Consider the following 25544-nt stretch of genomic DNA (forward strand, 5'->3'; position numbering starts at 1 on the left):
ATCCTTAAGTATAAACCTCTATATAAACCTAGAAGTATTAGAGAAATTATACTGTTTTTTTGAATAAAAGATCTAAACGCTATAACACAATAACAAAATAATATATTTAAATTATCTACTTAATAACTGTATAAAAATATTATTACTAGGCACTTTTTTCACCTGTCACCACACGATTTCTCCCTAAATGTTTGGCTTGATATAAATTTGTATCTGCTTGTTTTAAAACTTCTTTAATATCAGGAGAAGTTAAAGGCCAGTGTGCAATACCAAGTGAGGCAGTCACTACACCAACTTCTAGTAAATAAGTCGATGCCAGTTTGTGCCTTAATCTTTCAGCAATTTTAGTGGCTTGTGAAATCTCTTTAACTGGCGCAAAAATAATAAACTCTTCACCGCCGGCCCGACAGCAAATATCCTGTTCACGAAAACTTTCCCGAATGAATCCGGCAACTTTGGTTAATACCACATCACCCATATCATGCCCATGACGATCATTAATTTTCTTGAAATAGTCAATATCCAAAACCACCACAGCAAAATAAGTTTTATTGCTAATCAAATCATTTAAAAATAGTTCAAAGCCACGGCGATTATAAAAGCCGGTTAAAGGATCGGTTAAAGTGTCCTGTTTAAGTTCTTCGATTTCCTGATTAAAAACGTTTACGCTAGATAATAGGGACTTCTTGAATTTAAAAACTTCAAAATACCAAGGCTTAATATGGTTAATCTTTTCAGTGATACCTGGATCATTCAAATGACTTGCCATTTTGGCAAGATCATTTAATGGAAAGGTAATAAATTTTGAAATACGCCAGATGATTAAAAAGATAATAATATAGATAACAAAAATTGTGCCAATCACTTTGTAGGCAAGAAGACGGGCTTGGGCGAATAAATCTTCTGTAGGCTGCTGAAACACCACGGTCCAGTTAGTCGTAGGAATTTTTGCAAAACTTACTAGTTCGCTAACTCCCATATCGTTGTTTAATTTTATTTTTCCTGAGCTATGAGACTCCATATAAGCTAAACCGGTATTGTGTTGGAATGTTTTTCCAATTCTCTCTCTTTCTGGATGATAAATAATTTTATCTTCTTTATCAAAAACACATAAATAGCTATTTTTATAACCATAATTTTCGCTTAAAAGTGTCTTTAATAAGGATTCTTCATGTAAATAGATAAACCCTGCAATAAAGCCTTGGTATTTATTATTCTGATCAAAGATGGGAAAACTAACCAGGACGACCAGATTACCTTTTAATGAATAATAGGGTGAGGAAATATAAGGCTTCTTTGATTCGAGTGATTTACTAAAGCCCAAAGACTGGATAATCGCAACTTTATCTAATTTCAAGGTTTCAGGCGCATATTCGATGACATGACCATCTGCATCACTGATCAAAACACTGCTAAAAGAATTAGATTGTTGAATCAATCTGTTTAATTCAGTTTTTAATAACTGCTCATTATGAAAGCCATTCTTAATAATATTGGCACTGAGGCTTAAATCATTAAATATATTTTTAAAATATAAATCAGAAATAGAAGCAACTTTAGCTGCATACTCATAATTAGTTGCAAGAGAATTATTAATCAGTTGCTGTCGGTGAATTACATTGCTCACAATCAATGTAATTGAAAAAAGAATCACCAGACTCACAAGTAAAAGGATTAAAATCAATTTACGTAAATTAAGTTTGAGTGAAATGAGCAACTTTTGAACACTCATAACTTAATCCCCTGAATCTTTCAGAAATACAAAATGTATACAATATATTTCAATAATTATATTGTGTGATGTAGTTCTCTATTTTAGATGAATAATATTCAGTTTGTAAGCATTTTTGAAGCTTAATCTATTGCTTATTTTGTAAGCAGAAATGGTTTGGTCCATTTGTTCAATATATTTAAAAGATATGGAAAAAGACTAAGATCAAAAAAATAATAAAATACTGATTTAGTAAAAATTATATTTTTATAATATAAGAAAATTTTATTTAAAAGCTAAATTTTCTATCTAGCCTAATATAATTAAATAGATAATAAATAAAGATTTATTGATTAAAAAATAATCTTTTAAAAGGTAAATATTTATTTTTCAAAGCCTTCACTATAGGGTGAAAGGTGGGATAAATAAGTGCTCAAAAGGATATCAATTAAATTTGAACACTTATTTATTTTAGGAAAAGCTAATTTTCTGATTTTACAGTTGTTTTCTAAATGAGAAAAATTAATTACTCTAAAGTACTTCTTAACATCCAGGCTGTTTTTTCATGCACATCAAGACGTTGCGTGATTAAATCTGCAGTCGGTTGATCGTTGACTTCATCAACAACTTCAAAAAGATTGCGTGCGGTACGAGCTACCGTTTCATGAGCATTTACCAATAAACGCAACATTTCTTGAGCATCTGGTACACCTTCTACTTCTTTAATAGCAGTCAGCTTAACAAATTGCTGGTAAGTGCCGGGTGCGGCAAAGCCTAAGGCCCGGATACGTTCTGCAATCAGATCAAGAGCATTCCACTGTTCGGTATATTGGGTCATAAACATGCTGTGCAGACTATTGAACTGTGGTCCGGTGACATTCCAGTGAAAGTTGTGGGTCATTAAATAGAGGGTATAACTGTCTGCCAATAATTTAGATAGACCTTCGACGATTTTGGCACGGTCTTCGTAAGAAATACCAATATCAATTTTCATAGCTTTAGCATTTTTTTCTGAAGAGCCCATGTTTTACTCCTTAACAATTTTGTAGAGAGATATCTTTTAAAATAGAAGTTTGCCAGTCATGGCTGAAAAGATAGGAAATCTTGGCAGCATGACCTTTTATATGGAATAGATTTTTGCCACTATTTATATGTGGAAATAATTTTAAGTACTTCTGAGTTATATAGTTTATAGGACGGGCAAAGATATAAGTTTAGGCGTTCTGTATAGCCTGGTGACAGGATTGTAACTATATAAAGAAATTAATTTTGCCTTATAAAACTCAAATGTCTGGATCAGTTTTTTAAAAACTTGTTTTCATTTTTAGATGATTAAGCCTTTATTTCATGATTTTATCTTTTAGTAAAAACTATCAGCTTTAAATTTTTCGAACTTTGTGATCGTTACTCGGTAAAAAAAACTGTGTAGTTAAGAAAAATAACAGAACTGTGCCTTTATTAAACAAGCCACTACAAAGACTCAGCAATGTATTCGTCAAATCTCGTTATGTTAGGGATATAGACGAAATCAATAAAAAGATTTTCATACTCAGCAACAGCTCACCATACACAGATAAAAGTGGAACTTTATTTTTCTGTAAAAACGGCAAGATGTTGAATAAAACTCAAGCGAATTTGAGATAGGCAAAAAAAGACTTCACTAAACTCAAGATCAGCAAGGAAAATGTCATGAAAATTAAGGCGAACAGTCCAGCCACAGGTAAAAATGGTTTAGATAAGCAGAATACCAATAAAAAAAGTGAGCAGCTTGATGCATATCGTAGCGACTCAACCGAACAGACACTGACTACCAATCAAGGTGTCAAGATTTCGGATAACCAGAACAGTCTAAAAGCGGGCGTTCGTGGGGCAACTTTAATGGAAGATTTTATTCTCCGTGAAAAAATTACCCATTTTGACCATGAGCGTATTCCAGAGCGAATTGTGCATGCACGTGGTGTTGGGGCACATGGTTTTTTTGAAGCTTATCCAGGCAATGAAAAATGGACTAAAGCCGGGTTTCTAACCAATACCGGTGCCCAGACTCCTGTCTTTGTTCGATTCTCTACAGTACAAGGTCCTCGCGGTTCAGCAGATACGGTACGTGATATTCGTGGTTTTGCGACCAAGTTTTATACGGATGAAGGTAACTTTGACCTAGTGGCCAACGATGCGCCAGTGTTCTTTATTCAGGATGGCATCAAGTTCCCTGATTTTGTCCATGCGCTGAAACCTGAACCACAAACTGAGATTCCATCAGGTGCGTCAGCACATGATACTTTCTGGGACTTTGTCTCTCTTGTACCTGAATCTGCACATGCGGTGATGTGGGCGATGTCGGATCGTGCTATTCCACGTAATTTACGATCTATTCAAGGTTTTGGTGTACATACTTTCCGTTTAATTAATGCCGAAAATAAAGCTGTCTTTGTGAAGTTCCACTGGACGCCTAAACAAGGTCTGACACAACTGGTATGGGATGAAGCGCAAAAACTGGCAGGTAAGGATCCGGATTTCCATCGTCGTGACCTGTATGAAGCGATTGCTTCCGGTAATTACCCGGAATGGGAATTAGGCGTACAGATCGTTCCTGAAGAAGATGAAATGAAATTTGATTTTGACTTGCTGGATGCAACCAAAATCATTCCGGAAGAACTGGTTCCAGTGACTCCAATTGGCCGTATGGTGTTAAACCGTAATGTTGATTATTTCTTTGGTGAAACTGAGCAGGTTGCTTTCTGTCCAGGTCATGTCGTACCAGGCATTGACTTTACCAACGACCCGCTACTACAGGCACGACTGTTCTCTTATACCGATACTCAACTAAGCCGCTTGGGTGGTCCAAACTTCCATCAGATTCCAATTAATAAGCCAGTTTGTCCATTCCATAACAACCAGCGTGATGGTCTGCATCAACGTCTTATTCACACCGGACAGGCCAACTACGAACCAAACTCGATTGATGACAACTGGCCAGCTGAAGCGCCAGGTGCGACTCAGGCAGGTGGCTTCGAAAGCTATCAGGAACGTATTGATGGTCATAAAATCCGCCAGCGTAGTGAGTCTTTTAATGATCATTTCACTCATGCCCGTTTATTCTATCAAAGCCAGGCACCGCATGAGCAGAAGCATATTATTGATGCCTATGTCTTCGAACTGAGTAAAGTACAGCGCCAAAATATCCGTGAACGTGAAGTTCTCGAAGTGCTGTGCAATATTGACTTGACGCTGGCTCAACAGGTCGCGGATCAATTAGGTATTGAAATCCCAGCTGAGAAAAAAGCCGCAAAACTGCCTGATGTTCTGATTTCTAAGCGTCTGTCTTTTGAAGCGTTTAAACCTGCCGATATTAAGGCACGTAAAATCGCGATTCTGGCACATGACAAAGCCAATGAAGCCAGTATCAAAGCTGTACAGGCTTGGGCCGAATCAGAAAGTGCTGTGGCTGATGTTTTAACACCTCGTCCAGGACCAGTCCTGAGCCAGCAAGGTACAGTGATTCCATCTGATGGTATGCAGAAAGCTGAACCTTCGATTGCCTATGATGCCGTAGTTATTGTCGATGGTGATAACTATGACATGGTGCTGAAAGATGGTATCGCGACTCACTATCTGCTTGAAGCTTATAAGCACCTGAAACCGATTGTCTTCCTGGGAGATAAAAGTCAGCTGATTGAAGACTTAAAACTGATCAGTGATGAAGGTACTTTAGCAAATTCTCAATTCGATACTGTGCAAGATACCTTTAAGACCTTGATCATGAATCACCGTGTTTGGGCACGTGAATTGATCTCAGAAACTATTCCTGCATAAATACCATGAGAATAGAAGCTTCGGCTTCTATTCTCTATTTCAAGGGATAAAAAGTTTATGGCGAGACCAGATCCTAAAAAATTACTGGCACAGATGCAAAATGCGCAATGGAGCAGGGAGCAGGATATCTATCTGATCGAACATAACCATCTACCTATGAGTCAACTTAGAGAACAATTGCCTTTTAGTGAAGAAGAAATTATGGCACGCCGTAAGGTACTAGGACTAATGACCCGTTTAAAACAGATGAAAAGACTTTTTCCTTAACTGGCTTTCATCAAATGACCACAATATCGATATTTTTGAGGAAGCACTTTTATGGACCTCAGTTCAATATTAGAAAGATTTAAAAATTCATCATTAGAACCTAAAGAAAATATTCAAACGACTTTGAAGGAACTGGTACAACTTTCGGATCAGGTTCCTTTTCCTGCATCAGGGGAAACTTTAAAACGCTGGCAAATTTTAAGCCAGATCTCGGCAACCAATTTAAGTCTGGGTAAAATATTTGAGTCGCATCTGGACGCAATTGCGATTCTGTATGAATTAAATATTCCCGCAAATACTCATCAACTTTGGGCAGTCTGGGCAGCAGAAGGCGGGCCTCAACCATTGCAGCTGGATGAAGGAAAGCTCACTGGCATCAAAACTTGGTGTTCCGCTTCGAGCTGGGTAGAGTCAGGTTTACTGACATATCGGGATGAACAAAATCGCTCTCAGTTATTGATTATAGATATGCAGCAGCCTGGTATTCAGCATGATCATACTGTCTGGCAAGCTGTGGGGATGCAGCATACGTCAACAGCACAACTGGAATTTAATCAGGTCCCTGTCGAAAAAGTTGCCGATCCACATGCTTATCTGGATCGGGTAGGATTCTGGCATGGAGCAGCAGGCGTTGCTGCTTGCTGGCATGGTGCGACAGTAGCTCTTGCTGAATATCTGCAGCAGGAACAGTTAAGAAAACCACATATGTATAAAGCCATGTATCTGGGTGAAATCAGCCGTGATCTTTTAGCTACTCAGGCTTTGTTTTATCGGGTTGCAGAATTGATTGACCAGCAACCTAAATTTCCTCATCAACTTCAGATTCAGGCTTTGCGTGCGCAGGTTGAAGCTACTGCATTAAATGTACTGAATCAGGTCGGAAAAGCACTTGGCGCAGCGCCTTATTGTACCAATTCTTATTTTGCCCAGCTCGCAGCAGATCTGCCAGTATTTATCCGTCAAAGCCATGCTGCCTTTGATCTTGAGCGTATTGGAGAACTAAGCGCACAGGAGGAAGACCTATGGGCACTTTAAAACATGAGATTGTTGAAGATCGAGTGATCCATGGGGAAGGGACACGGGTAGAAGAATGGCGTAACTGCGAAATATTACAGCAGATGCCAGAATTTGATATTTCCAGTGTAATTCCTGCAGATGCCAGAGTCTGTATTGTGGCACCGCATCCGGATGATGAAATTCTGGGATGTGGTGGACTGATGCAACGTCTGGATAAACTCGGCTATAAGATTGTACTGTTTGCAGTAACTAATGGTACGGCCAGCCATCCCGGTTCGAGTCTGTATACGCCAGAAGAACTGAACCAGATTCGTCCAGCAGAAACGCGTCAGGCTCTGGAAGAATTGTCCTTAGAACAGCCGGTTCTTCGGATTGCTTTGGATATTCAGGATGGAAAAGTGGCTGAGCAGCGAAATTTGCTCAAACAGCAATTGCATTCGTATTTGCAGCCTAATGATGTATTAGTCACGACTTTTGTTCATGATGGACATCCAGACCATGAAATAACCGGTCAGGTCGTCCAGCAGCTCGCGACTGAGTTACAGTTACCTTATATTCAAGTTTTAATCTGGGCATGGCACTGGGCCACACCAGGAGATACTCGAATTCCGTGGGCTGTTGCGCACAAACTCAGGCTGACAGATGAAGAATTAAAATGTAAAGCCCGAGCTGCACGATGTTTCAAGAGTCAGATTGAGAATGACCCGACGACAGAACAGGCACCGATTGTCCCTGAACATGCATTGGAGCGTGTTTTACAGCCATGGGAGGTTTATCTGTATGAACAGTAAATCAACCTATGATCATGCCTATTTTGATGCTCTGTATGCCCTGAACCAGGGAGATCCATGGCATTATGAACAGCGCTGGTATGAACAACGTAAACGTCAAATTTGTAAAGCACTCTTGCCCAAACTGCATTTTGAATCTGCCATAGAAATCGGTTGTAGTAATGGCATGCTAAGTCAGGAACTAGCCCCACATACAGGAGAACTCATCTGTCTGGATGCCAATACGACAGCGATCCAGCTAGCGCAACAACGTCTGCAAGATTATTCTCATGTCAATTTTGTCCAAGGCGTTGTTCCGGAAGACTTGCCAGAGCGTAAGTTTCAGCTAATTGTACTGAGTGAAGTTTTATATTATCTGGATCAGGCCGCTTTAGAGAAATTGACCCACTGGCTGCAGCAGGCCCTTGATGCAGAAGGCTGTATTCTGGCTTGTCACTGGCGGGCACCGATTTCAGGTTTTAGCTTGACCGGTGAGGATATTCACGATCATCTAAATGCTCACTTACCTTATAAAAAATGTTCACAACTTCAGGAACCTGATTTTCTGATTGATGTCTGGATAAATAGCACACAGTCTGTGGCAGAGCAAGAGGGCCTTAAATGAATAAAATTGGCGTGGTCATTCCTGCCTGCAATGAAGAAGCCTATATAGAACGCTGCCTGCTGGCCTTAAAAAAAGCACAATTTGAATTTTATCAATACCTTGGTTCATCTGGAAATATTCCCGAGATTAAGATTTTAGTTGTCTTAGACAGTTGTACCGATCAAACCGCGATCAAAGCGTTGCAACTGGGGATAGAAGTCATTAGTTGTGACTTTCGTTCGGTAGGTAAGACCCGTCATTTAGGAATTCAAAAAGTAATTGAACAAGGATGCGACTGGATCTGTTGTACTGATGCGGATTCATGTGTTCAGGAGGACTGGTTCAAGATCATGTGGCAGCACCAACCCACTGATGCAATTTGTGGAGTCGTTGATGTCGACGAATGGAAGCATTTAAGTCTGGAAGCCCGATTGAAATATTTAGGTCACTATCAGGATAAAATGGATCATCGCCATATTCATGGTGCAAATTTATGTTTTAAAACAAGTATATATAATGATTTTAATGGGTTTCGCCAGCTAGATTGTCATGAAGATGTCGACTTTGTTCGCCGTTTACAACAGGCAGGAGTCGACATTACCTGGTCCAATCAATTGAGGGTAGCGACCAGTAGTCGACTACAATCAAAAGTTGCTGAAGGTTTCGCCTGTTTTTTACAAAATCTTGAGTTACAGGAAGCAATGAAAAAACCGATTAGCGTATACAAATAAAACTATAAAATTATAAATTTTATACAATCAATTACTTGTAAAAAATTTAAAAATTCATTTCTAAAAGCTATTTCATTTAGAAAAATTCTGTTTATAATTCACGCAAATTAAGCCCTGCTACTTATATTTTTCAGCTATAAGTCCGCGGGGTTTTTCTATGGATGATCGGTAATGGATGCCTGAGCTCTTTCTTTTGGAATGACAATGTTAAATTCACAGCTAATTTCTCGTCTTCAGTCTCCATCACCGTATCTCTGGCAGAAAATCGCCACTGCACTGTGTTTTTTTAGTCTAGGTTTTAGTACAGCTGCCTGGGCGCCATTAATTCCTTATGCGCAGCAGCGCTTATTGCTGAATCATGCTGACTTTGGTTTGCTTTTGCTATGTGCTGGAGTTGGCTCAATGCTGGCAATGCCATTGGCAGGTCGTATGGCAAGCAAGTTTGGCTGTCGTGCTGTGCTGGCTGTTATTCTGGCTGCATTTCTATTCATCTTACCTGCGCTAGCGATTAGCCCTACCAGCTTGATGATGGCAATTACCCTGTTTTTCTTTGGTGCCAGTGCAGGCGCTTTGGGTGTAACCGTAAATATTCAGGCTGCCCAGATTGAAAAACTCATGGATAAAAGTTTGATGTCGGGTTTCCATGGCGTATGTAGCTTGGGTGGTCTGGTTGGTGTATTGGGCATGACCATGTTAATGGGATTTGGTCTGGCACCTTTAACTGGCGCACTGGTCGTAAGTGTGATGTTGCTTGCGATTGCGATGCTGGCAATTCCATTCTGCTTAGGTGGTCAGTCATCAACTACAGAAGAAACTAATACGGCTACAGCAAAACCTGCGAAAAAAGCGTTACCAACATTCGCAATTTTAGGTATTGGTCTGATCTGCTTTGTATCCTTCCTGTCTGAAGGTGCAGCGATGGACTGGAGCGGTATTTATCTGGCAACTCAGTTTAACGTACCTGCAGCGCATACCGGTTTGGCTTATAGTTTCTTTGCTGGCTTAATGGTACTTGGACGTTTTAGCGGTCATCTAATCATTCAAAGCTTGGGTGAAAAAACTACTATCTTATTAAGTGCATTACTGGCTGCAGCAGGCTTATTCATGGTGATCTTTGCACCAGTATGGCAAGTCGTTTTAACCGGTTATGCGATCTTGGGTCTAGGTAGTGCCAACATCGTTCCGTTAATGTTCTCTCGTGCAGGCCGCCAAAAATCTATGGCTTCTCATATAGCATTATCTTATGTATCGGTATTTGCTTACACTGGCTCATTGATCGGACCAGCCCTCGTAGGTTTCGGTAGTGAAATTATTGGCTTACGTTTAGTGTTTACAGTGATCGCAGTTGCTTTAATGAGCATTGTAATCCTAAACCATCTGACTGCCGGTCACAAAGAATCAGAAAAAGCAGAAGGTCTTATTGCCGGCCTAGACCACAAAACACCAGCATAAAGCTGGTGTTTTTTATGGGCTTTTCAGACTTTAGGCATGCATATTGAACTGAGTCGAAATACCTTTGGCCACTGGTCGATAAATTCGCAGGCTTTGTGATTTTTTCAGGTCCGACAGGAACTGATCACGCCAGCGAATGATATCGAAATTCTTTAAACCTTGCTGTAAATAGCGGTAACGTTCCAAACGTTCCGACTTAGGCATACGCAAGGCTCTTTTCAAGGCTTTGGCCATACTGTCCTGATCATAAGGATCAACCAGTAAGGCTTCCTTCATTTGCTCGGCAGCCCCGGCATATTTAGACAGAATCAATACTCCTGGATCTAATGGATCTTGCGCAGCAATATATTCTTTGGCGACCAGATTCATCCCGTCACGGATTGAATTCACCCAGCAAATATCCGCCTTACGGTAGAGCTGCATCAGGGCTTCATGGCCCAAAGTGTCATAGCTACAGTCAAAAGGCAGCCAGTTTGCATTGCCATGCTGATGGTTTAAATTCTGCACTGCAGCCTGGAACTGTTCATAGAGTTTTTTATAGCTGTTAACATCCAGTCGGCATGGGCAGGCAATCTGCAATTGCTGGAACTGATTTTTAAATTCAGGCTGTTCATCCAGCAACTCCTGGAATGCATGAATTTTTTCCAGCAGCCCTTTACTGTAATCAATCCGGTCAACCGAAATGATGGTCTTATGGGCATGGGCTTTATCCAGATCAAAGGGTAGGTCAGTGACTTGACTCTCAGCAGCCTGCTTCTGAATTTGTGCTGGATGTACACCGATTGGATAAGCCTTCACATAAATCCGTTTAGACTGATAACTCAGGATTTCATCATTGCGATGCTGGATATTTAATACCTGTTCCAGGAAATCGATACAGTTGGCCTGATCGCGTGGAGTTTGCAGGCCGATGACATCAAAATCTGCCAGATGTCGGGCCAGTTCCTGATAAGGAGGCAGCGTTTGCCAAAGTTTCAGTTCCGGGAAAGGAATGTGCAGGAAGAATCCAATCCGGTTGCGCATGCCTAATTTACGGCAGTAATGCGCCACACTCAGGAAATGATAATCATGAATCCAGATGATGTCATGTGGTGAAGCCACCTGTTTCAGGTGTTTGGCAAAACGCAAATTGACATCTTTATAGGTTTTAAAATCCTGTGGCTGATATTCGACACGTTGATGCTGGTCATGCATTAACGGCCATAAGGCATTATTAGAAAAACCACAATAATAACCCTGATACTGGGCTTCGCTCAGTGCACTGGTATGATATTCCACATTCTGATGTTTCAGAATCTGAAATTTCTGTTCCTTGTTCTGGTCAACTCTGGAGCCATTCCATCCAACCCAGATACCGCCTATATCTTGCAATGCATCCTGCAATGCAACAGCCAATCCACCAGCCTTCATACTTTCTGGGTTAGGTAGATTCACACGGTTTGATAACACAATGAGTTTAGACATGTGATTTCTCCAATGGTTGTTGTTCTTGTACTTCAATTAAATTTAAAAATTCTTTCAGGAAGGCCTGAACTTGAGAGACNNGTCATCACCGATAAACATGGGATAATGATCAGTGAGATGGTGTTGCTGAATAATCTGTTGAATCGCTGAACCTTTATTGGCGCCTTTGGGCACCAGTTCAAAAACATACTTGCCAGCTTTTAACTCAAAGTCGGAAAACTGGTTGAGACATTCCAGCGCAAAAGCATGTACGCGATTTTCTAGTTGAGGATGTTCACGAAAATGTAGCGCAACAGAATAATCTTTAACCTCAATCCGCAAATCAGGGATTTGAACTGCCTGTTCCTGAATATATTGTTTTAGGGATTGTAGCTGCGGCTTATTTAAAGAGATTAATGTCTTTAAATCAGCTTGATAGATTAATTCCAGACCATGTGATCCAGCGATATTCCATTGCAGAGGGTGAATAAGTTTTTGTGCTTGTAAAATAGAACGACCCGTAACTAATATCAGCTGAATATATTGTTGTAAATTTTCCAATATATTTATAATTTCAGAATGAATTGTACTTTTATCTGGATCTGGGTGAAATTCAGAAATTGTTCCATCAATATCAAGAAATAAAACAACCTGATTTGAGTCCATATTCAGGTTGCAATCATTTAAAATCATCTTTGGCGATATATAAAAAGATGAGCTAGATGAATCTTCTAAATCTTGTTCCCTATGTATGCCTGACATAAATCCACCTAAGTACATGATATAAAATAGATTAAAATTTAGAGTTAAACTGTGTGATTTTTAATCTAATTAGTTTTATAACATATTCTATTTTTCAAATTGGCGTTAGGCGCAGAAAAGAAACACTTTTGACATGTAAAGTTACTTTGTAAAATTTGGAAATATTCAGCAGGAAAGGTTGATATTCTTTGTATATTTGTAAAATAATTTTTCAGTGATTTTTAATATATTAATAATGATATTTAAGGTATTGCATATTAAGTGATTGAGTAAGTTTAATTGCTATAAATAAGATTCTTTTGATTATTTAATGTAAAAAATGGTTTTGATTTATATTTCTAGAAATTAATTCACTAGCTTTCTATTAAATAATAGGCATTAAATTGGAAATATTAAAAAACACATTTAATATAAAATAGAAATATAGTGCAGCCTATTAATTTTTTATTAAGGCCGGTTTTGAAAGGAAGGATAAATTATAAAATCTTGGTGCTACATAGAAGAGTTAGGGTTATATCATTGAGAGACTAGGTGTAGACATAACCCCATAAAGAGGAGAGCAGAGTGCTTATAGCTCTCTCCAGACATCGTTCTCATCTTTCAATGGAATAGTAAAGTTAAAGTCATCATCATTACTGACTAAAAGGCTGGTAGGCGTTTGCATTACAACTTTTAAAACAGTACCAGCTTCAAAAATAATCGGGTGACAGTTTTCCTTTTCCAAGGTTACTGGCTTAAGTAATTCAATCACAGAGCTTTCCATATTTTTATTCCCAAATATTGATACTTCGCTGTTTTTTAATCTTAACATGATTTTTGCAAATTTAACTAATTTTTGAAAAACCGAGACATAAGTCAACAAGTCGGTCAATTTTTTCTTAAAAAACGCTTAAGCCAGTAAATTAAAGGGCTAAAAATTAAGATTTAATTTTCAAACGATTTGTATTTCTTAAACTCGAATATTTTCAGTTTATTTACCGACGAAAAGAAGAGAAGGAGACAAACGGCGTCAAATAGTAAATCTAATGCAAAATCTGCTTGTCACTTTTTGACAGGCCAGTCATGATCTCCTCCATTATATTGCGTATGTTATGCGCTAGTATTAAAGCAAGAATCATATAATCTGATATTAATTTGGCTTTAGCGATTTTGTGTTTGTATGTAATTTTTTACATTGAATTGCAAATTTATGCTGCAGTTCATTGAAAGTCTGAAAATAAGAATAAACTGTGCGTCATTTGGATGACCTGTACATCTATAAGGAGAATTAAACCCCAATGTTTAAGTCATTTTTTCCACAACCAGTGTGGTTTTTTAGTAGTCTGGTACTGTGTGTGGTTTCTGATCAATCTTGGCCTTTGGCATAGTGGTGGATCAGGCTGGGGTGTCTATTTGGGTATGACTGAAGGTTATCATGATCTTAAAATGCCGATAGGAATCAGCCGCTTCTGGGCGCCAAAATTTCTCTGATTCTATCTCTGGTTTTTTGTGAGTACTGCGATATTCGCTACCTTCTGGTATTTTAAAGCGAAACATCCCTGGCAGCGCTGGTCCGTATGGGGCTCGGCCTTTATCCTGTTCAATATCTGGTTTGGGGTGCAGGTTAATGTCGTCTTAAATGAGTGGTACAGCCCATTCTATGACCAGATCCAAAATATGCTCACGCAAGGGGGCGGAGATGTCAGCCTATTATATCAAGGTGCATTGACCTTTATTTATATTGCCATGGTCTATGTCACGCTGGCGGTGTTTAACCTGTTCTTTGTCAGTCATTATGTATTCCGCTGGCGTACGGCGATGAATGACTACTATACGGCGCATTGGGAAAATTTACGTCATATTGAAGGGGCGTCACAGCGTATTCAGGAAGATACCATGCGCTTTGCCAAGACTACAGAACAGCTCAGTGTTTCGCTCATTGAATCTCTGATGCTATTAATGGCCTTCCTGCCAATCCTGTATGAGTTATCTAGTCATGTAAAAGTACTGCCGATTGTTGGTGAAATACCGCATGCATTAATGTGGGCGTCAATCGGATGGGCAGTTCTGGGTACTGTGATTTTAATGATTGTCGGGATGAAACTACCTGGGCTGGAATTTAATAATCAGAAAGTTGAAGCGGCTTATCGTAAAGAGCTGGTTTATGGTGAAGATTATGCTGATCGTGCTCACCCGCTCACCTTGCAAGAACTGTTTAGCCGGGTACGTACGAATTATTTCCGGCTATATTTCCACTATGCCTATTTCAATATGGTCCGCATCTGGTATCTGCAACTGGACAATATTTACGGGTTATTTATTTTGTTTCCAAGTATTGCCGCAGGTGCGATTACACTGGGTTTGATGATGCAGATCTTGAATGTTTTCGGTAAGGTTCGTGAATCCTTCCAATATCTGATTTTATCCTGGCCTACGATTATTGAATTGCTCTCCATCTATAAACGTTTGAAAGCATTTGAATCCCATCTCGATTAATTTTTCTTATATTCATAGACAATTTTAAAAGCCAGACCATCATAGGTTTGGCTTTTTTATTGATTAATTTTTATTCAAAATCCAATTGAAAATTACGATCTGGAGAGGTGCTAAAAAATTAGGATGAATGGCACTAAAACATCCCAATATTAGGGTATCCAAGCTATTTTTTCTTGTCTAGAATTTTAAAGGCCAGCCAGAGTGGTGTTTAATTTCCCATAATATGGCGTATAAAAATAATTAGTGTACGTAAAGGAAATTATTCAAATTATAATCTCATTCAGACAGCGATAGAGAGCATAATTGCCGTTATCTTCCATGATAATAATATCTCTAATTTTTGTTGAATGAGTAACCGGAGAACTGATCTGTTTCTTCGGTTTTTTATATCTTTTTTTCTATTTCTTCATCTTTAAATTGGCGAATAATCCAGCGTATTTGTTGACTTGAAGAATGTTAATTTGATCAATTTATTTGGCTTTAAGCTAGATGAATTAGGCACTCTATTTCCCATTTTTAGTGATAGTTCTCACTATATTTTTATATTTATCAATCTGTTGAGATTGTTGTTTTAGCATATTTGCTATATGTTATAGAGGCCTGGGGGAGATAAGCAGTGAAGCTAAAATTAATAATTCCAACAATATGTGTAGCAAGTCTGGCTGGATGTAACAGTATTCAGCAAATGAAATCAGATATGCAGCATCCTTATGCAAGTCCTCAAGAACTGATTGTTAAAAGAAATCTGAATCAGGCTGACGGTTCGGCAAAAGAATATGTTTATTCATGGGAAAAATCCAAACAGCATTTAGAGCCGCAATCCCTTTATCCACGAACCACTTTAAGCCAGTACTGTCACGAACGGGGCGGCAAGTTTTCTCTGTTATACAAAAGCCAGTTGGCTTCAGTAAAAGATTCTGCCCAGAAAAACCGTTTAAGCAAAAACCGTTATGTCACCCAAGGCATTGGTGCCTATCAATGTACGATGCCTCAAGGGCAAAACTGGATTGTTTCCATTGAGCCGATTTCTGAACGTCAGCCAGAAAAAAATAACACTACCCGTGTAGTCCGGATTCTTAGCAAACTTCAAAGCTCAGCTGAAGCGCGTTATTTCTATCAGGGCCATAAGACTACGACTAAGTCTAATAAAATTGCCGAGAAGAATGCAGCCAAAACCTCAGTCAAAGATGAGAAAAAGGAATTAGATAAAAAAGAAGCCGATAAGAAAGAAATAAAAATACCTGCTATTGAACCGGCAGTGGTTGCTGTTCCTGCTACTCGTACAAGTAGTATCGAAACGCCACAACAGCAGCAGATGAAACTGTATGTAGCTGCACGCCGTGATATCAATAGCGGTAAGAACCTGAACAATGCCTGTAATAATGCCCAGCGTGCCTATAACTATGGCAAATTACAGGGTACAGAAGGAACACGTGTCTATACCGAATCCGGCATGTTAGTGGCACGCTGTTTAAGCAGTATTCCAGCCTATGCCAACCGTATTCCAAATTCCAAGGTTCAGGCCAAACGAGTACTGCAGAATCTGGCCACCAACTATAACCATACTGGGGCAAAGAATCAGTTGAGACAGTTAAAATAAGTCTATTATTTTTACATGCAGTTTGATCATTTATTTAGCAGAGTAGATGCACATGAAAAGTCATCTACTTTAAGGATTAGTGATATTGAAAATAGGATTTCTTAAGCATAGGCGAACTTAAAAATAATATTTTTCTTTTGAATACCAATGATAGAAGATAAATAGTTATCCTATTGATAGGAATAAAAGTTAATTAGTATTAGGTTGCAAATCGAACCTTATTTCACAGTGAATTTCCCATCGCCATCTCAGATTTTCTCTTCTATATCTCCTGTTAAATACAAGCTAATTCAACGGCATATTCTAGAAATTATTGGTATATCTTTTGCTTAAAAATTATCAGTTTTGTGCTTATGGACTGAGCAAGAAAAACTAATTGATTTTTAACATACACAATAATGAGATTTATCGCTTGAGAAAACATATTTTAAGTCATTTGATTCTTGTGGGTGCATTTCTACATTCGTCTGTGAGTTATGCAGTGAGTACAACTTCATTAAAATCGGCAATTGATCTGAATGCGATTGATCGGACGGTTGATCCAAAGCAGGATTTTTATCAATTCGTGAATGGAAACTGGCTGAAAACCGCAAAGATTCCAGAAGATCAGGCATTGTCGGGTGCATTTGCTGAAGTGAGTATGAAATCAACCCAGCAGTTATTTGACATTTTTAATGAACTGGCTAAAAAACAGTATCCGCAAGGTAGCAATGAACAAAAGGTCGCAGATCTCTATGCCAGTTATATGGATACCGATCGGCTGGAACAACTTGGGCTTGAGGCATTGCAACAAGACCTGCAGCGGATTGAAAGTATCAAGACCAAAAAAGATCTGGCAGAGTTTTTTGCCTATGCGGAAAAAATCAATCTGAATTTGCCCTTCTCTACCCGTTTTTATCAGGACCGTAAAGCTTCTTACAAGGCTATGATGTATGTAGGGCAAGGTGGCTTGGGGATGCCTGATCGTGATTTTTACCTGAGTGAGCAGCCTCGACAACAGGAAATTCGCAATACTTATCTGCTTTATATCGCCAATACCCTGAATTTTGCCGGTCAGCCTAAGCCGATTGAAGATGCTCGCACTATCTTGGCTTTGGAAAAGGCACTGGCAAAAATTAGCTGGTCCGCTGTGGAGCTACGCAATGATGAGGTGAGAACCTATCTCGTTGAGACTAAAAATATCATTAACTATATGCCTTCTTTTGACTGGATGAATTATTTCTCAGAACTGGGCTTAAAAGGTGCAAGAAAAGAGGTTGCGATCTCGCAGATTAATTATTTGCGTCAGCTGGATCAGTTATGGAAGGTCGTTCCAATTGAAACCTGGCAAACCTATTTGAAATTCAACCTGATCAATAGTTATTCACCATTTTTAACAGAAGTTTTTCAAAATCATCATTTTGAATTTTATGAAAAAACGTTAGAGGGTGTACAAGCACGTTCTCCACGGAAAGAGTCCGCTCTGGAACTCACTAACGGTATTTTAGGTAATGTGCTTGGCAAGCTCTATGTAGAAAAGCACTTTAATGAAAGCCAGCGCCCGGCCATGCTGGAAATGGTAGAAAACGTCCGTAAAGCCTTTCATCTGAAACTGGATCAGGCAGACTGGATGGGTTCGGATACCAAAAAACAAGTGCGGCATAAACTGGATAGCATCAATATCAAAATAGGCTATCCGAAAACATGGCGAGATTATTCAGCCCTAGAGATTCGTAAAGATGATCTGATTGGTAATATTCAGCGGACCCGGCTGTTCAATTACCAGCGTGAACTGGATCAGGTGGGAGAGCCGATTGATCCAGAAGCCTGGCACATGTCGCCACAAACAGCCAATGCTTACTATAACGTCAAGCTCAATGAAATCGTATTACCTGCGGCCATCTGGCAGGCGCCATTTTATTATGATGATAGTCATGATCCTGCAGTGAATTATGGTGCTATAGGGGCTGTTATCGCACATGAAATTAGCCACGGTTTTGACGATAGAGGAAGCCGCTTTGATGCCAAAGGCAAGGGTGAAGAAACCTGGAGCGAGCACGACCGTAAAAAGTTCAATGAACGCACCAAAGCCTTAGTCGAGCAATATAAACAATACGAAGCTCTCCCAGGGCATAAGGTGAATGCGGAATTAAATAAAAGTGAAAATATCTCTGACAACTTGGGCTTAGGGATCGCTCATATGGCTTACAAGTTATCGCTCAAGGGTCAGCCAGCACCTGTCATTGATGGCTTTAGTGGAGATCAGCGTTTTTATATAGGCTGGGCACAAGTCTGGCGTAGTAAAAGTAATCCTGAATATCTGTTAAATAGCCTAAACCTTGCCAGCCATGCACCAGGTCATGTACGTGGCAATGGCGCTGTCCGTAATCAGCAAAGTTTCTATGGAGCTTTTGAGATTAAAGAAGGGGACAAGATGTATTTATCACCTGAAAAACGAATCTCCATCTGGTAACAGGTTTTAAAAAACAGGTCTGTTTATCTGAAAAGAGACAGGCCTATTTTTTTATCTAAACGACCAGCAGGCAGAGCCAAGACCAGTTTAAAAATTGGCATATATGCTGCTTATAAAGAATTAAGTGATTGATGATAAGATCAACACAGATATTTAAATTTAACAGCGCAATGAAGCGCGAGGATAGCAAGCTTTGAAAATTTTTCTAAAAACCGCATTGGTAAGTGCTTTATTAGCCGTTTCCTCTGCAAATTATGCTTCAGATCAAACCGCTATTGCAGCACTTGGCTCGGGGATTCATCTTCAACATTTTGATAAAAAAATCGCACCACAACAGGACTTCTATCAGCATGTAAACGGGCACTGGTTAGAGCATGCGGAAATTCCGGCTGATATGCCAAACTGGGGTGCATTCACAATTTTGCGTGAAAATTCGACCCAGCAATTACATGACATTGTAGAAGAGCTGGCGAAAACCAAATCGGAATATGGCAGCAATGAGCAGAAAGTGGGGAGCTTGTATGCCAGCTTTATGGACACGGAAACTTTAAATGCAAAAGGTATCCAGCCGCTCAAAGCAGATCTAGCCAAAATTGAGGCCATGAAAAGCAAGAAAGATTTTACTTTGTTGCTTGCAGACTATGCAAAAAACCGTGTCAGCACGCCTTTTGAATTTGGCGTGATGCCTGACTTGAAAAAGTCTGATCAAATGGCGGTGTTTTTGGGTCAAAGTGGTTTAGGTTTACCGGATCGTGACTACTATTTAAAAGACGATGAAAAACTGAAAAGTGCCCGTGAAACTTATGTTAAACACATTGCTAAGCTGTTGACGCTATCGGGTGAAACAGAGGCAGAAGCGGCTGCACATGCACAATCTATTCTGAAGTTAGAAACTGAAATTGCCAAAATTCAGTGGGATAACGTGCAGAACCGTAATCTCGAAAAAATGTATAACGTCTATACATTAAAAGACGTCAAAAGCCTGGTGCCAGAATTTGACTGGAAAACCTATTTTAAAGCGACGGGTTTAGACAAAAAAACCAAAACCGTGATTGTGGCGCAAAAAAGTTATTTTGAAGATTTAAACAAGATTTTAAGCAGCACACCCCTCGATGTATGGCAAACCTATTTCAAATTCCATCTGATTGATGGTGCTGCACCTTACTTGAGCCAGGAATTTGCTGATGCAAACTTTGAAATGTACAGCAAAACCTTACGCGGTGTGACCGAGCAACGGGCACGCTGGAAACGTGGGGTTGATATGACCAATGCGGTACTCGGTGAAAGTCTGGCACAAGTCTATGTCGCAAAACATTTCCAGCCTGAACAGAAACAGCGCATGGAAAAACTGGTAGAGAACCTGATGCTGGCATTTGAACAGAATCTGGAAAAACTGGACTGGATGGGCGCGGAAACCAAAGCACAGGCACACCGTAAGCTGAAAAACTTTAGAGTGAAAATTGGCTATCCAAATAAATGGCGTGACTACAGCAAGCTGGAAATTAAAGATGGCGACCTGATTGGAAATCTGCGTCGTACCAACAGTTTCAATTATGACATCGCGCTGGATAAACTGGGCAAACCGGTTGACCGTGAAGAATGGCATATGCTGCCGCAAACGGTAAATGCTTACTACAACCCGATGGGCAATGAAATTGTTTTCCCTGCTGCGATTTTACAGCCGCCATTCTTTGATATGAATGCCGATGATGCCGTGAACTATGGCGCAATCGGGGCAGTAATTGGACATGAAATCAGTCATGGCTTTGATGATCAGGGCAGCCGCTTTGATGCAGATGGCAACATGAAAAACTGGTGGACTGAAGAAGACGATAAAAAATTCAAGGAAAAAACCAAAGCTCTGGTTGAGCAATACAATGCTTATGAAGCGATACCGGGCTATCACGTCAATGGTGAACTGACCTTGGGTGAAAATATTGCCGATAACTCAGGTCTGGCGATCGCCTATGAAGCTTATAAATTGTCTCTTAATGGCAAGTCTGCACCCGTCATTGATGGATATACCGGAGATCAGCGTTTCTATATTGGTTGGACACAGGCATGGCGTGCCAAAGTTCGTCCGGAACTGGCATTGCAGCTGTTAAAAACAGACCCGCATTCACCAGCAGCCATTCGTGGCCGTGCCACCTTACTTAACCAGAAACCTTTCTATGAAGCTTTTAGCGTCAAGCAAGAAGATCCAATGTATCTGGAAGAAGATAAACGGGTAAAAATCTGGTAAGTCTGATTTCCTTATTCGATTCCAAAAATCCTGACTGATGTCGGGACTTTTTTTATCTCTCAGGTTACAGAGTTCTACAGGTTTTCCAACCTTTTACATGCTACAAAGAAACTGCATTGTTCAAGCAGTTTGAACGGGTAAAAAAGGAAAGGAATATGGGGTTCAAAGCTTTATCGGGTCTTCGGGCAGTCTTCATGACCACAGCATTGCTGGGTACAACTCAGATTGTGACAGCCGGTCCAACGGTTGATCAGCTTAGTGACTGTTTGATGAAATCCACGACAGCCACTGATAAAACCACAGTCTTGCAATGGACCTTTGTGGCATTGGGTAATCATCCCGATCTGAAAGCTTTTAGCAATGTAACCGCAACTCAAAAGGAAACACTCGACAGAAATTTAGCGACAGTTTTACAGCGGATTCTGGTTGAGCAGTGTCCAACCCAAACCAAAGCGGTCATTCAGGCTGAAGGAGTACAAGCAGTGGGCGAAAGTTTCCAGGAGCTTGGGCAGGTCACAGGTGAGGAAATACTGAAAAATCCGGAAATCAAAAGTCAGCTGAATGGTGTACTCAAATATATCGATATGAGCAAACTGGTCACGACGTTTTTGACCCCTGATGTGTGGAATAAACTAGGCATCACCCGTTAATGGATTGCAGATGCAGCCAAACTTAAACCGCAAAAACGTGGTTTAAGTTTTGTAGAGCTTGCCTGGAAACAGTCGGTCCCGAATTTCATTCCAGTTGGTCGACAGCCAACAAATAAATGAACCTAAGGTAACCATCATCGTACCGATCCAAAAAGTATGGGATAGACTGGTATTCAGTACCCACATCGAAATGACAGACGAAAAGATCGGGCTAAAATATGATAAAGCAACCAGCATCGCGATATTGCCCTGGTTAATCCCGATATTCCAGGCTGCATAACCTAAACCAGTCATGATTGAAACCAGCAACATATACAGCATAATATTCAAGTCAATATTAAGAAGTTGTGGCAGTTGTTCGTGATCTAACAGCAGCGTCTTGCTCCAGAGAACCACACTTACCATCGCGAAAAAGAACACGATCGGGTTATGTCCTTGGCTATATTTTTTGGTAAATACACAATACAGCGACCATAAACTCGCTCCAATAAATGCCAATATGTAACTGGTCGGATTGGCTTGCATGTTATGAATGACGGTTGCTAAATGAATATCGCCGTTACCCGTCTGGATATAGAAAATACCTGCCAGACTAATACTGAGCCCCACCACCACCAAGCTATGAAATTTTAGTTCATGAAATAAAATCAGCATGGCAATGGTCATACTCGGCCACAAATAATTCACCAGACTAATTTCAATGGCTTGCTGTGCAGTTTGTGCGAGTGCTACGGCATAGGCAAAGCAGATTTCATACACCAGAAATAATGCAGCTGCACTCAGCAGATAAAACTTGGGTATGGTTTTGAGTTTGGGAACGCCAAAAACAGCCAGTAAGAGCAGGGTGCTTAAGCTATACATCATCAGTACAGCAAGATCAGGTCCAATACTAAAACTGATTTTTTTGAGCAATCCCACGATAGATGACCACTGTAAAATAGCACTTAAGCCAATCAGCGTAGCGAGGTTTTTCGACATGATAAGGGCGGGATGGGAGAATGTGCAGATTGTATTCCTGTTGAGTGATTTTCAATATGGGACAGACACGATTTTATGATTAAATTCAAAAAAATCGTTAACAACCGCTTTATGATTTGAATATCCCGATCATGAGTTTAATGATCCAGAAAATGGGCGTGAAAATTAGCTCGATACCATCGGAAAGGTTGGCAATTTTGCTTTCTCTGGTTGTGAGTGTACGTGGTTTGATAGATTTACGTCTTTTTGACTGATATGCGCCAATGATGAAGATAAGAATGATCAGGATAATGCTAAGTAAAATAATGTAATTTGACATTTTTTTGTTTTTATCGGTTTGTTTTTGATTTTATAGCATGTTTTAAATCCTCTCCCTAGCCCTCTCCTAGAAGGTGAGGGAACTTCCAATATTAAATTTATAGTGTCATTTAATCAGTAATGATTTCTCCCTCTCCCTGTGGGAGAGGGTCGGGATGAGGGCTCTAGTCACGCCTAAAAAAACATTGAAAGTTGAATATGTCCTAAGTCTTCAAGTTTGGCAATCGATGATACTTTTTCGATGGTCATGTTGTTTTTAATGTGAAGTGTTTGCTTGATTCTATATTTAAAATTCTGAACATTAAATGTTTTACCTCTCTCTAACCCTCTCCTAAAAGGAGAGGGAACATTCATTATAAAATTCATAACAGTATTAGATACACAATGAAAGCTCCTTCTCCCACTGGGAGAAGGCGGGGGATGAGGGTACTAGTCATGTATAAAGAATGATTTTGAAAGTTGAATATACTTTTTAAGGTTGGAATTGGTTTTTCTAACTCGATCTTTCAAATATAAAAATACCATTTTTTTTCTATCGCCCTTTTCAATCTTATTTTGTATTTTTAGTAAATTATAGCCTTCATCAAATTGGATAAATTTTTTCTTCATCCGACTTAATTCCACTCTAAAATCAATGATTTTAAAATTTTTAATGGGTAACAGACCTGATTGTATACCTAAATCTATTTTTTGTTCTAAATCTAAAATATTTAAGGGATGAGACCATTCTATTTTGTACTTTTCAATTTTTAAGTAAGTAGCATGTCTTTTTATAAATATAGTATGTATTTTATCTTTTAAATCATAAAATTGAAGAATAAAAGCTGTATCTATCGGTACACTCTTGTTCTCATATTCTAATCTAGCCGGTTTCAATAACCTAGTATAAGAACTATAAAATTGATTATGGGGAGTTAACGTTTTAACTCGATACATACCTTCAGATGTATGAAGAAAGATAGAGAAAGTATGTAGTATTTTACTTAGTTTTAATGAGTATGCATTAGGTCCATTTGAATAAAAATAAGCTGGATTAAATTTTTCATAATAATATTCATATCCCTTTATAATAATGGGGTTTTCTTTGGTTGCATTTTTTAAATGAATATATGTATTTGACCCAATTTTTACATATACATCAAATATAATTACTGGCTTATCTTTTCTATTTATTAAAGTTAAATCAATAAATGATGTATCAAAATTATCTTCAAGATTACCAAAAAATTGAGTTGTAGATAGATTACCTAATATTGAAAGTCCCTCTTTTCTATAAAAGTTTTCGATGGCAAAAAGTCCACCAATAGCACCAAATATATAGGCGATATATTGATATTTTTTTTCAAAAAAGCAAATTAGGTTAAAATTGTATTTTGAGAGTTGATAAATAAAAAATAAGAAAAATAGAATACTTATAATCCAAAAAATATATCTTAAAGATCTATACATTATTCTTTTTGTCCAAAAATTGAGGGGCAATTAAAGCCCCTTAATTATAAGTGATAAATAAAAAGAAAACCCGCTTTCGCGGGTTTTCTTTTTTCCAAAATGATCAGATTAACCAATCAATTTCTTCATCAACTCATTCACTTGAGCAGGGTTCGCCTTACCACGTGATGCTTTCATCACCTGACCAACAAGACCGTTGAAAGCTTTCTCTTTACCAGATTTATACTCTTCAACCATCTTCTCGTTAGCAGCAAGTACTTCCTTAATGATTGCTTCAATCGCGCCTGTATCAGTTTCCTGTTTCAAGCCTTTCTCAGCAATAATGTCGTCCGCAGTTTTGCCTTCTTCCCACATAAAGCCGAACACCTGTTTCGCGATCTTGCCGCTAATGGTGTTATCAACAATACGTGCGATCATGCCACCCAGTTTCTCACTCGACACAGGAGAGTCAGCAAGGTCTAGGCCAGCTTTGTTTAAAGCACCTGAGAATTCACCCATGACCCAGTTTGCAGCAATTTTACCTTGTGCAGCGCCGCCAGCAGCTTTCACCACATCTTCGTAAAACTCTGACATTTCACGAGTCAGTGTCAGTACGTGAGCATCATACTCAGTCACGCCAAAGTCAGCTACGAAACGCGCACGACGTGCAGCAGGAAGTTCAGGCATTTGCGCTTTAATCGCTTCGATTTGCGCATCTGGAATCACCACAGGCAACAAGTCAGGGTCCGGGAAGTAGCGGTAGTCGTTCGCTTCTTCTTTAGAACGCATTGAACGGGTTTCCATCTTCACAGGGTCGAACAGACGAGTTTC

General features: G+C 39.3%; 17 protein-coding genes and 3 pseudogenes. 12 read left to right on the forward strand and 8 right to left on the reverse strand.

The annotated features are described in order from the left end of the window. Positions 1-145: 145 nt before the first annotated feature. Both B3J29_RS04050 and B3J29_RS04055 read right to left on the reverse strand, forming a co-directional pair. On the reverse strand, positions 146-1732 hold the full coding sequence (locus B3J29_RS04050; protein WP_286964455.1) for a sensor domain-containing diguanylate cyclase: 1587 nt from the start codon (positions 1730-1732) through the stop codon (positions 146-148). 505 nt (positions 1733-2237) lie between these two features. Beyond that, positions 2238-2735 carry a Dps family protein gene (locus B3J29_RS04055; RefSeq protein ID WP_004783133.1) on the reverse strand — a complete coding sequence of 166 codons (498 nt, stop codon included), beginning with the start codon at positions 2733-2735 and terminating at the stop codon, positions 2238-2240. Between the two features lie 665 nt (positions 2736-3400). Here B3J29_RS04055 and katE point away from each other — a divergent pair. The 7 genes from katE (at position 3401) to B3J29_RS04090 (ending at position 10365) form a co-directional block, all read left to right on the forward strand. Continuing rightward, positions 3401-5524 carry a catalase HPII gene (gene katE, locus B3J29_RS04060; protein ID WP_286964456.1) on the forward strand — a complete coding sequence of 708 codons (2124 nt, stop codon included), beginning with the start codon at positions 3401-3403 and terminating at the stop codon, positions 5522-5524. 57 nt (positions 5525-5581) lie between these two features. Further along, entirely contained in the window at positions 5582-5791 is a 210-nt protein-coding gene (locus B3J29_RS04065) for a hypothetical protein (RefSeq protein WP_034705508.1), read from the forward strand. Between the two features lie 51 nt (positions 5792-5842). Further along, complete coding sequence (locus B3J29_RS04070; RefSeq protein ID WP_286964457.1) at positions 5843-6826, forward strand: acyl-CoA dehydrogenase; 984 nt, start codon at positions 5843-5845, stop codon at positions 6824-6826. Further along, the gene (locus tag B3J29_RS04075; RefSeq protein ID WP_286964458.1) at positions 6814-7599 is read left to right on the forward strand and encodes a PIG-L deacetylase family protein; all 786 of its coding nucleotides are present in this window, start codon (positions 6814-6816) and stop codon (positions 7597-7599) included. The genes B3J29_RS04070 and B3J29_RS04075 overlap by 13 nt, the downstream gene beginning before the upstream one ends. Continuing rightward, complete coding sequence (locus tag B3J29_RS04080; protein WP_286964459.1) at positions 7589-8203, forward strand: class I SAM-dependent DNA methyltransferase; 615 nt, start codon at positions 7589-7591, stop codon at positions 8201-8203. Before B3J29_RS04075 ends, B3J29_RS04080 begins: the two co-directional genes overlap by 11 nt. Beyond that, complete coding sequence (locus tag B3J29_RS04085; protein WP_286964460.1) at positions 8200-8913, forward strand: glycosyltransferase; 714 nt, start codon at positions 8200-8202, stop codon at positions 8911-8913. The genes B3J29_RS04080 and B3J29_RS04085 overlap by 4 nt, the downstream gene beginning before the upstream one ends. Positions 8914-9117: 204 nt before the next feature. Further along, positions 9118-10365: an MFS transporter gene (locus tag B3J29_RS04090; RefSeq protein ID WP_286964461.1), complete on the forward strand. Its 1248-nt coding sequence runs from the start codon at positions 9118-9120 to the stop codon at positions 10363-10365. Positions 10366-10395: 30 nt separating this feature from the next. Here B3J29_RS04090 and B3J29_RS04095 read toward each other — a convergent pair whose 3' ends face one another. From B3J29_RS04095 to B3J29_RS04105, 3 genes and pseudogenes are all read right to left on the reverse strand, one after another. Then, positions 10396-11829, reverse strand: coding sequence for an alpha,alpha-trehalose-phosphate synthase (UDP-forming) (locus B3J29_RS04095; RefSeq protein WP_175966962.1), 1434 nt, complete (start codon positions 11827-11829; stop codon positions 10396-10398). Continuing rightward, positions 11822-12570 (reverse strand): annotated as a pseudogene (gene otsB, locus B3J29_RS04100) (trehalose-phosphatase). Before otsB ends, B3J29_RS04095 begins: the two are co-directional and overlap by 8 nt. 568 nt (positions 12571-13138) lie before the next feature. Further along, positions 13139-13333, reverse strand: coding sequence for a hypothetical protein (locus B3J29_RS04105; protein WP_004783113.1), 195 nt, complete (start codon positions 13331-13333; stop codon positions 13139-13141). A gap of 514 nt (positions 13334-13847) precedes the next feature. Here B3J29_RS04105 and sbmA point away from each other — a divergent pair. From sbmA to B3J29_RS04130, 5 genes and pseudogenes are all read left to right on the forward strand, one after another. Next, positions 13848-15045, forward strand: a pseudogene (gene sbmA / locus B3J29_RS04110) (peptide antibiotic transporter SbmA). Positions 15046-15661: 616 nt separating this feature from the next. After that, complete coding sequence (locus B3J29_RS04115) at positions 15662-16645, forward strand: hypothetical protein (RefSeq protein ID WP_286964463.1); 984 nt, start codon at positions 15662-15664, stop codon at positions 16643-16645. 481 nt (positions 16646-17126) lie between these two features. Beyond that, positions 17127-19097, forward strand: a complete 1971-nt coding sequence (locus tag B3J29_RS04120) for a M13 family metallopeptidase (protein WP_286964464.1) — start codon at positions 17127-17129, stop codon at positions 19095-19097. Positions 19098-19290: 193 nt separating this feature from the next. Then, the gene (locus tag B3J29_RS04125; RefSeq protein WP_286964465.1) at positions 19291-21339 is read left to right on the forward strand and encodes a M13 family metallopeptidase; all 2049 of its coding nucleotides are present in this window, start codon (positions 19291-19293) and stop codon (positions 21337-21339) included. A 155-nt stretch (positions 21340-21494) separates the two neighbouring features. After that, positions 21495-21989: a hypothetical protein gene (locus tag B3J29_RS04130; protein WP_180002467.1), complete on the forward strand. Its 495-nt coding sequence runs from the start codon at positions 21495-21497 to the stop codon at positions 21987-21989. Positions 21990-22031: 42 nt separating this feature from the next. Here B3J29_RS04130 and yddG read toward each other — a convergent pair whose 3' ends face one another. From yddG to gatB, 3 genes and pseudogenes are all read right to left on the reverse strand, one after another. Then, positions 22032-22967 carry an aromatic amino acid DMT transporter YddG gene (yddG, locus tag B3J29_RS04135; RefSeq protein WP_286964466.1) on the reverse strand — a complete coding sequence of 312 codons (936 nt, stop codon included), beginning with the start codon at positions 22965-22967 and terminating at the stop codon, positions 22032-22034. A 747-nt stretch (positions 22968-23714) separates the two neighbouring features. Beyond that, a complete protein-coding gene (locus B3J29_RS04140; protein WP_286964467.1) occupies positions 23715-24734 on the reverse strand; it encodes a hypothetical protein in 1020 nt (339 codons plus the stop codon). A 108-nt stretch (positions 24735-24842) separates the two neighbouring features. After that, positions 24843-25544, reverse strand: a pseudogene (gatB, locus tag B3J29_RS04145) (Asp-tRNA(Asn)/Glu-tRNA(Gln) amidotransferase GatCAB subunit B); the annotation flags it as partial.

This window comes from Acinetobacter sp. UBA5984, from assembly GCF_002429925.1.
Lineage (GTDB): Bacteria > Pseudomonadota > Gammaproteobacteria > Pseudomonadales > Moraxellaceae > Acinetobacter > Acinetobacter variabilis.

What these genes read in the sequence shown, in the direction of transcription:
- B3J29_RS04130 (WP_180002467.1), top strand. Translation starts at nt 21,495, where the DNA reads ATGGGGTTCAAAGCTTTATCGGGTCTTCGGGCAGTCTTCATGACCACA.
- B3J29_RS04050 (WP_286964455.1), bottom strand. Translation starts at nt 1,732, where the DNA reads ATGAGTGTTCAAAAGTTGCTCATTTCACTCAAACTTAATTTACGTAAA.
- B3J29_RS04055 (WP_004783133.1), bottom strand. Translation starts at nt 2,735, where the DNA reads ATGGGCTCTTCAGAAAAAAATGCTAAAGCTATGAAAATTGATATTGGT.
- B3J29_RS04075 (WP_286964458.1), top strand. Translation starts at nt 6,814, where the DNA reads ATGGGCACTTTAAAACATGAGATTGTTGAAGATCGAGTGATCCATGGG.
- B3J29_RS04085 (WP_286964460.1), top strand. Translation starts at nt 8,200, where the DNA reads ATGAATAAAATTGGCGTGGTCATTCCTGCCTGCAATGAAGAAGCCTAT.
- B3J29_RS04105 (WP_004783113.1), bottom strand. Translation starts at nt 13,333, where the DNA reads ATGGAAAGCTCTGTGATTGAATTACTTAAGCCAGTAACCTTGGAAAAG.
- B3J29_RS04140 (WP_286964467.1), bottom strand. Translation starts at nt 24,734, where the DNA reads ATGTATAGATCTTTAAGATATATTTTTTGGATTATAAGTATTCTATTT.
- B3J29_RS04080 (WP_286964459.1), top strand. Translation starts at nt 7,589, where the DNA reads ATGAACAGTAAATCAACCTATGATCATGCCTATTTTGATGCTCTGTAT.
- B3J29_RS04095 (WP_175966962.1), bottom strand. Translation starts at nt 11,829, where the DNA reads ATGTCTAAACTCATTGTGTTATCAAACCGTGTGAATCTACCTAACCCA.
- yddG (WP_286964466.1), bottom strand. Translation starts at nt 22,967, where the DNA reads ATGTCGAAAAACCTCGCTACGCTGATTGGCTTAAGTGCTATTTTACAG.
- katE (WP_286964456.1), top strand. Translation starts at nt 3,401, where the DNA reads ATGAAAATTAAGGCGAACAGTCCAGCCACAGGTAAAAATGGTTTAGAT.
- B3J29_RS04070 (WP_286964457.1), top strand. Translation starts at nt 5,843, where the DNA reads ATGGACCTCAGTTCAATATTAGAAAGATTTAAAAATTCATCATTAGAA.
- B3J29_RS04065 (WP_034705508.1), top strand. Translation starts at nt 5,582, where the DNA reads ATGGCGAGACCAGATCCTAAAAAATTACTGGCACAGATGCAAAATGCG.
- B3J29_RS04090 (WP_286964461.1), top strand. Translation starts at nt 9,118, where the DNA reads ATGTTAAATTCACAGCTAATTTCTCGTCTTCAGTCTCCATCACCGTAT.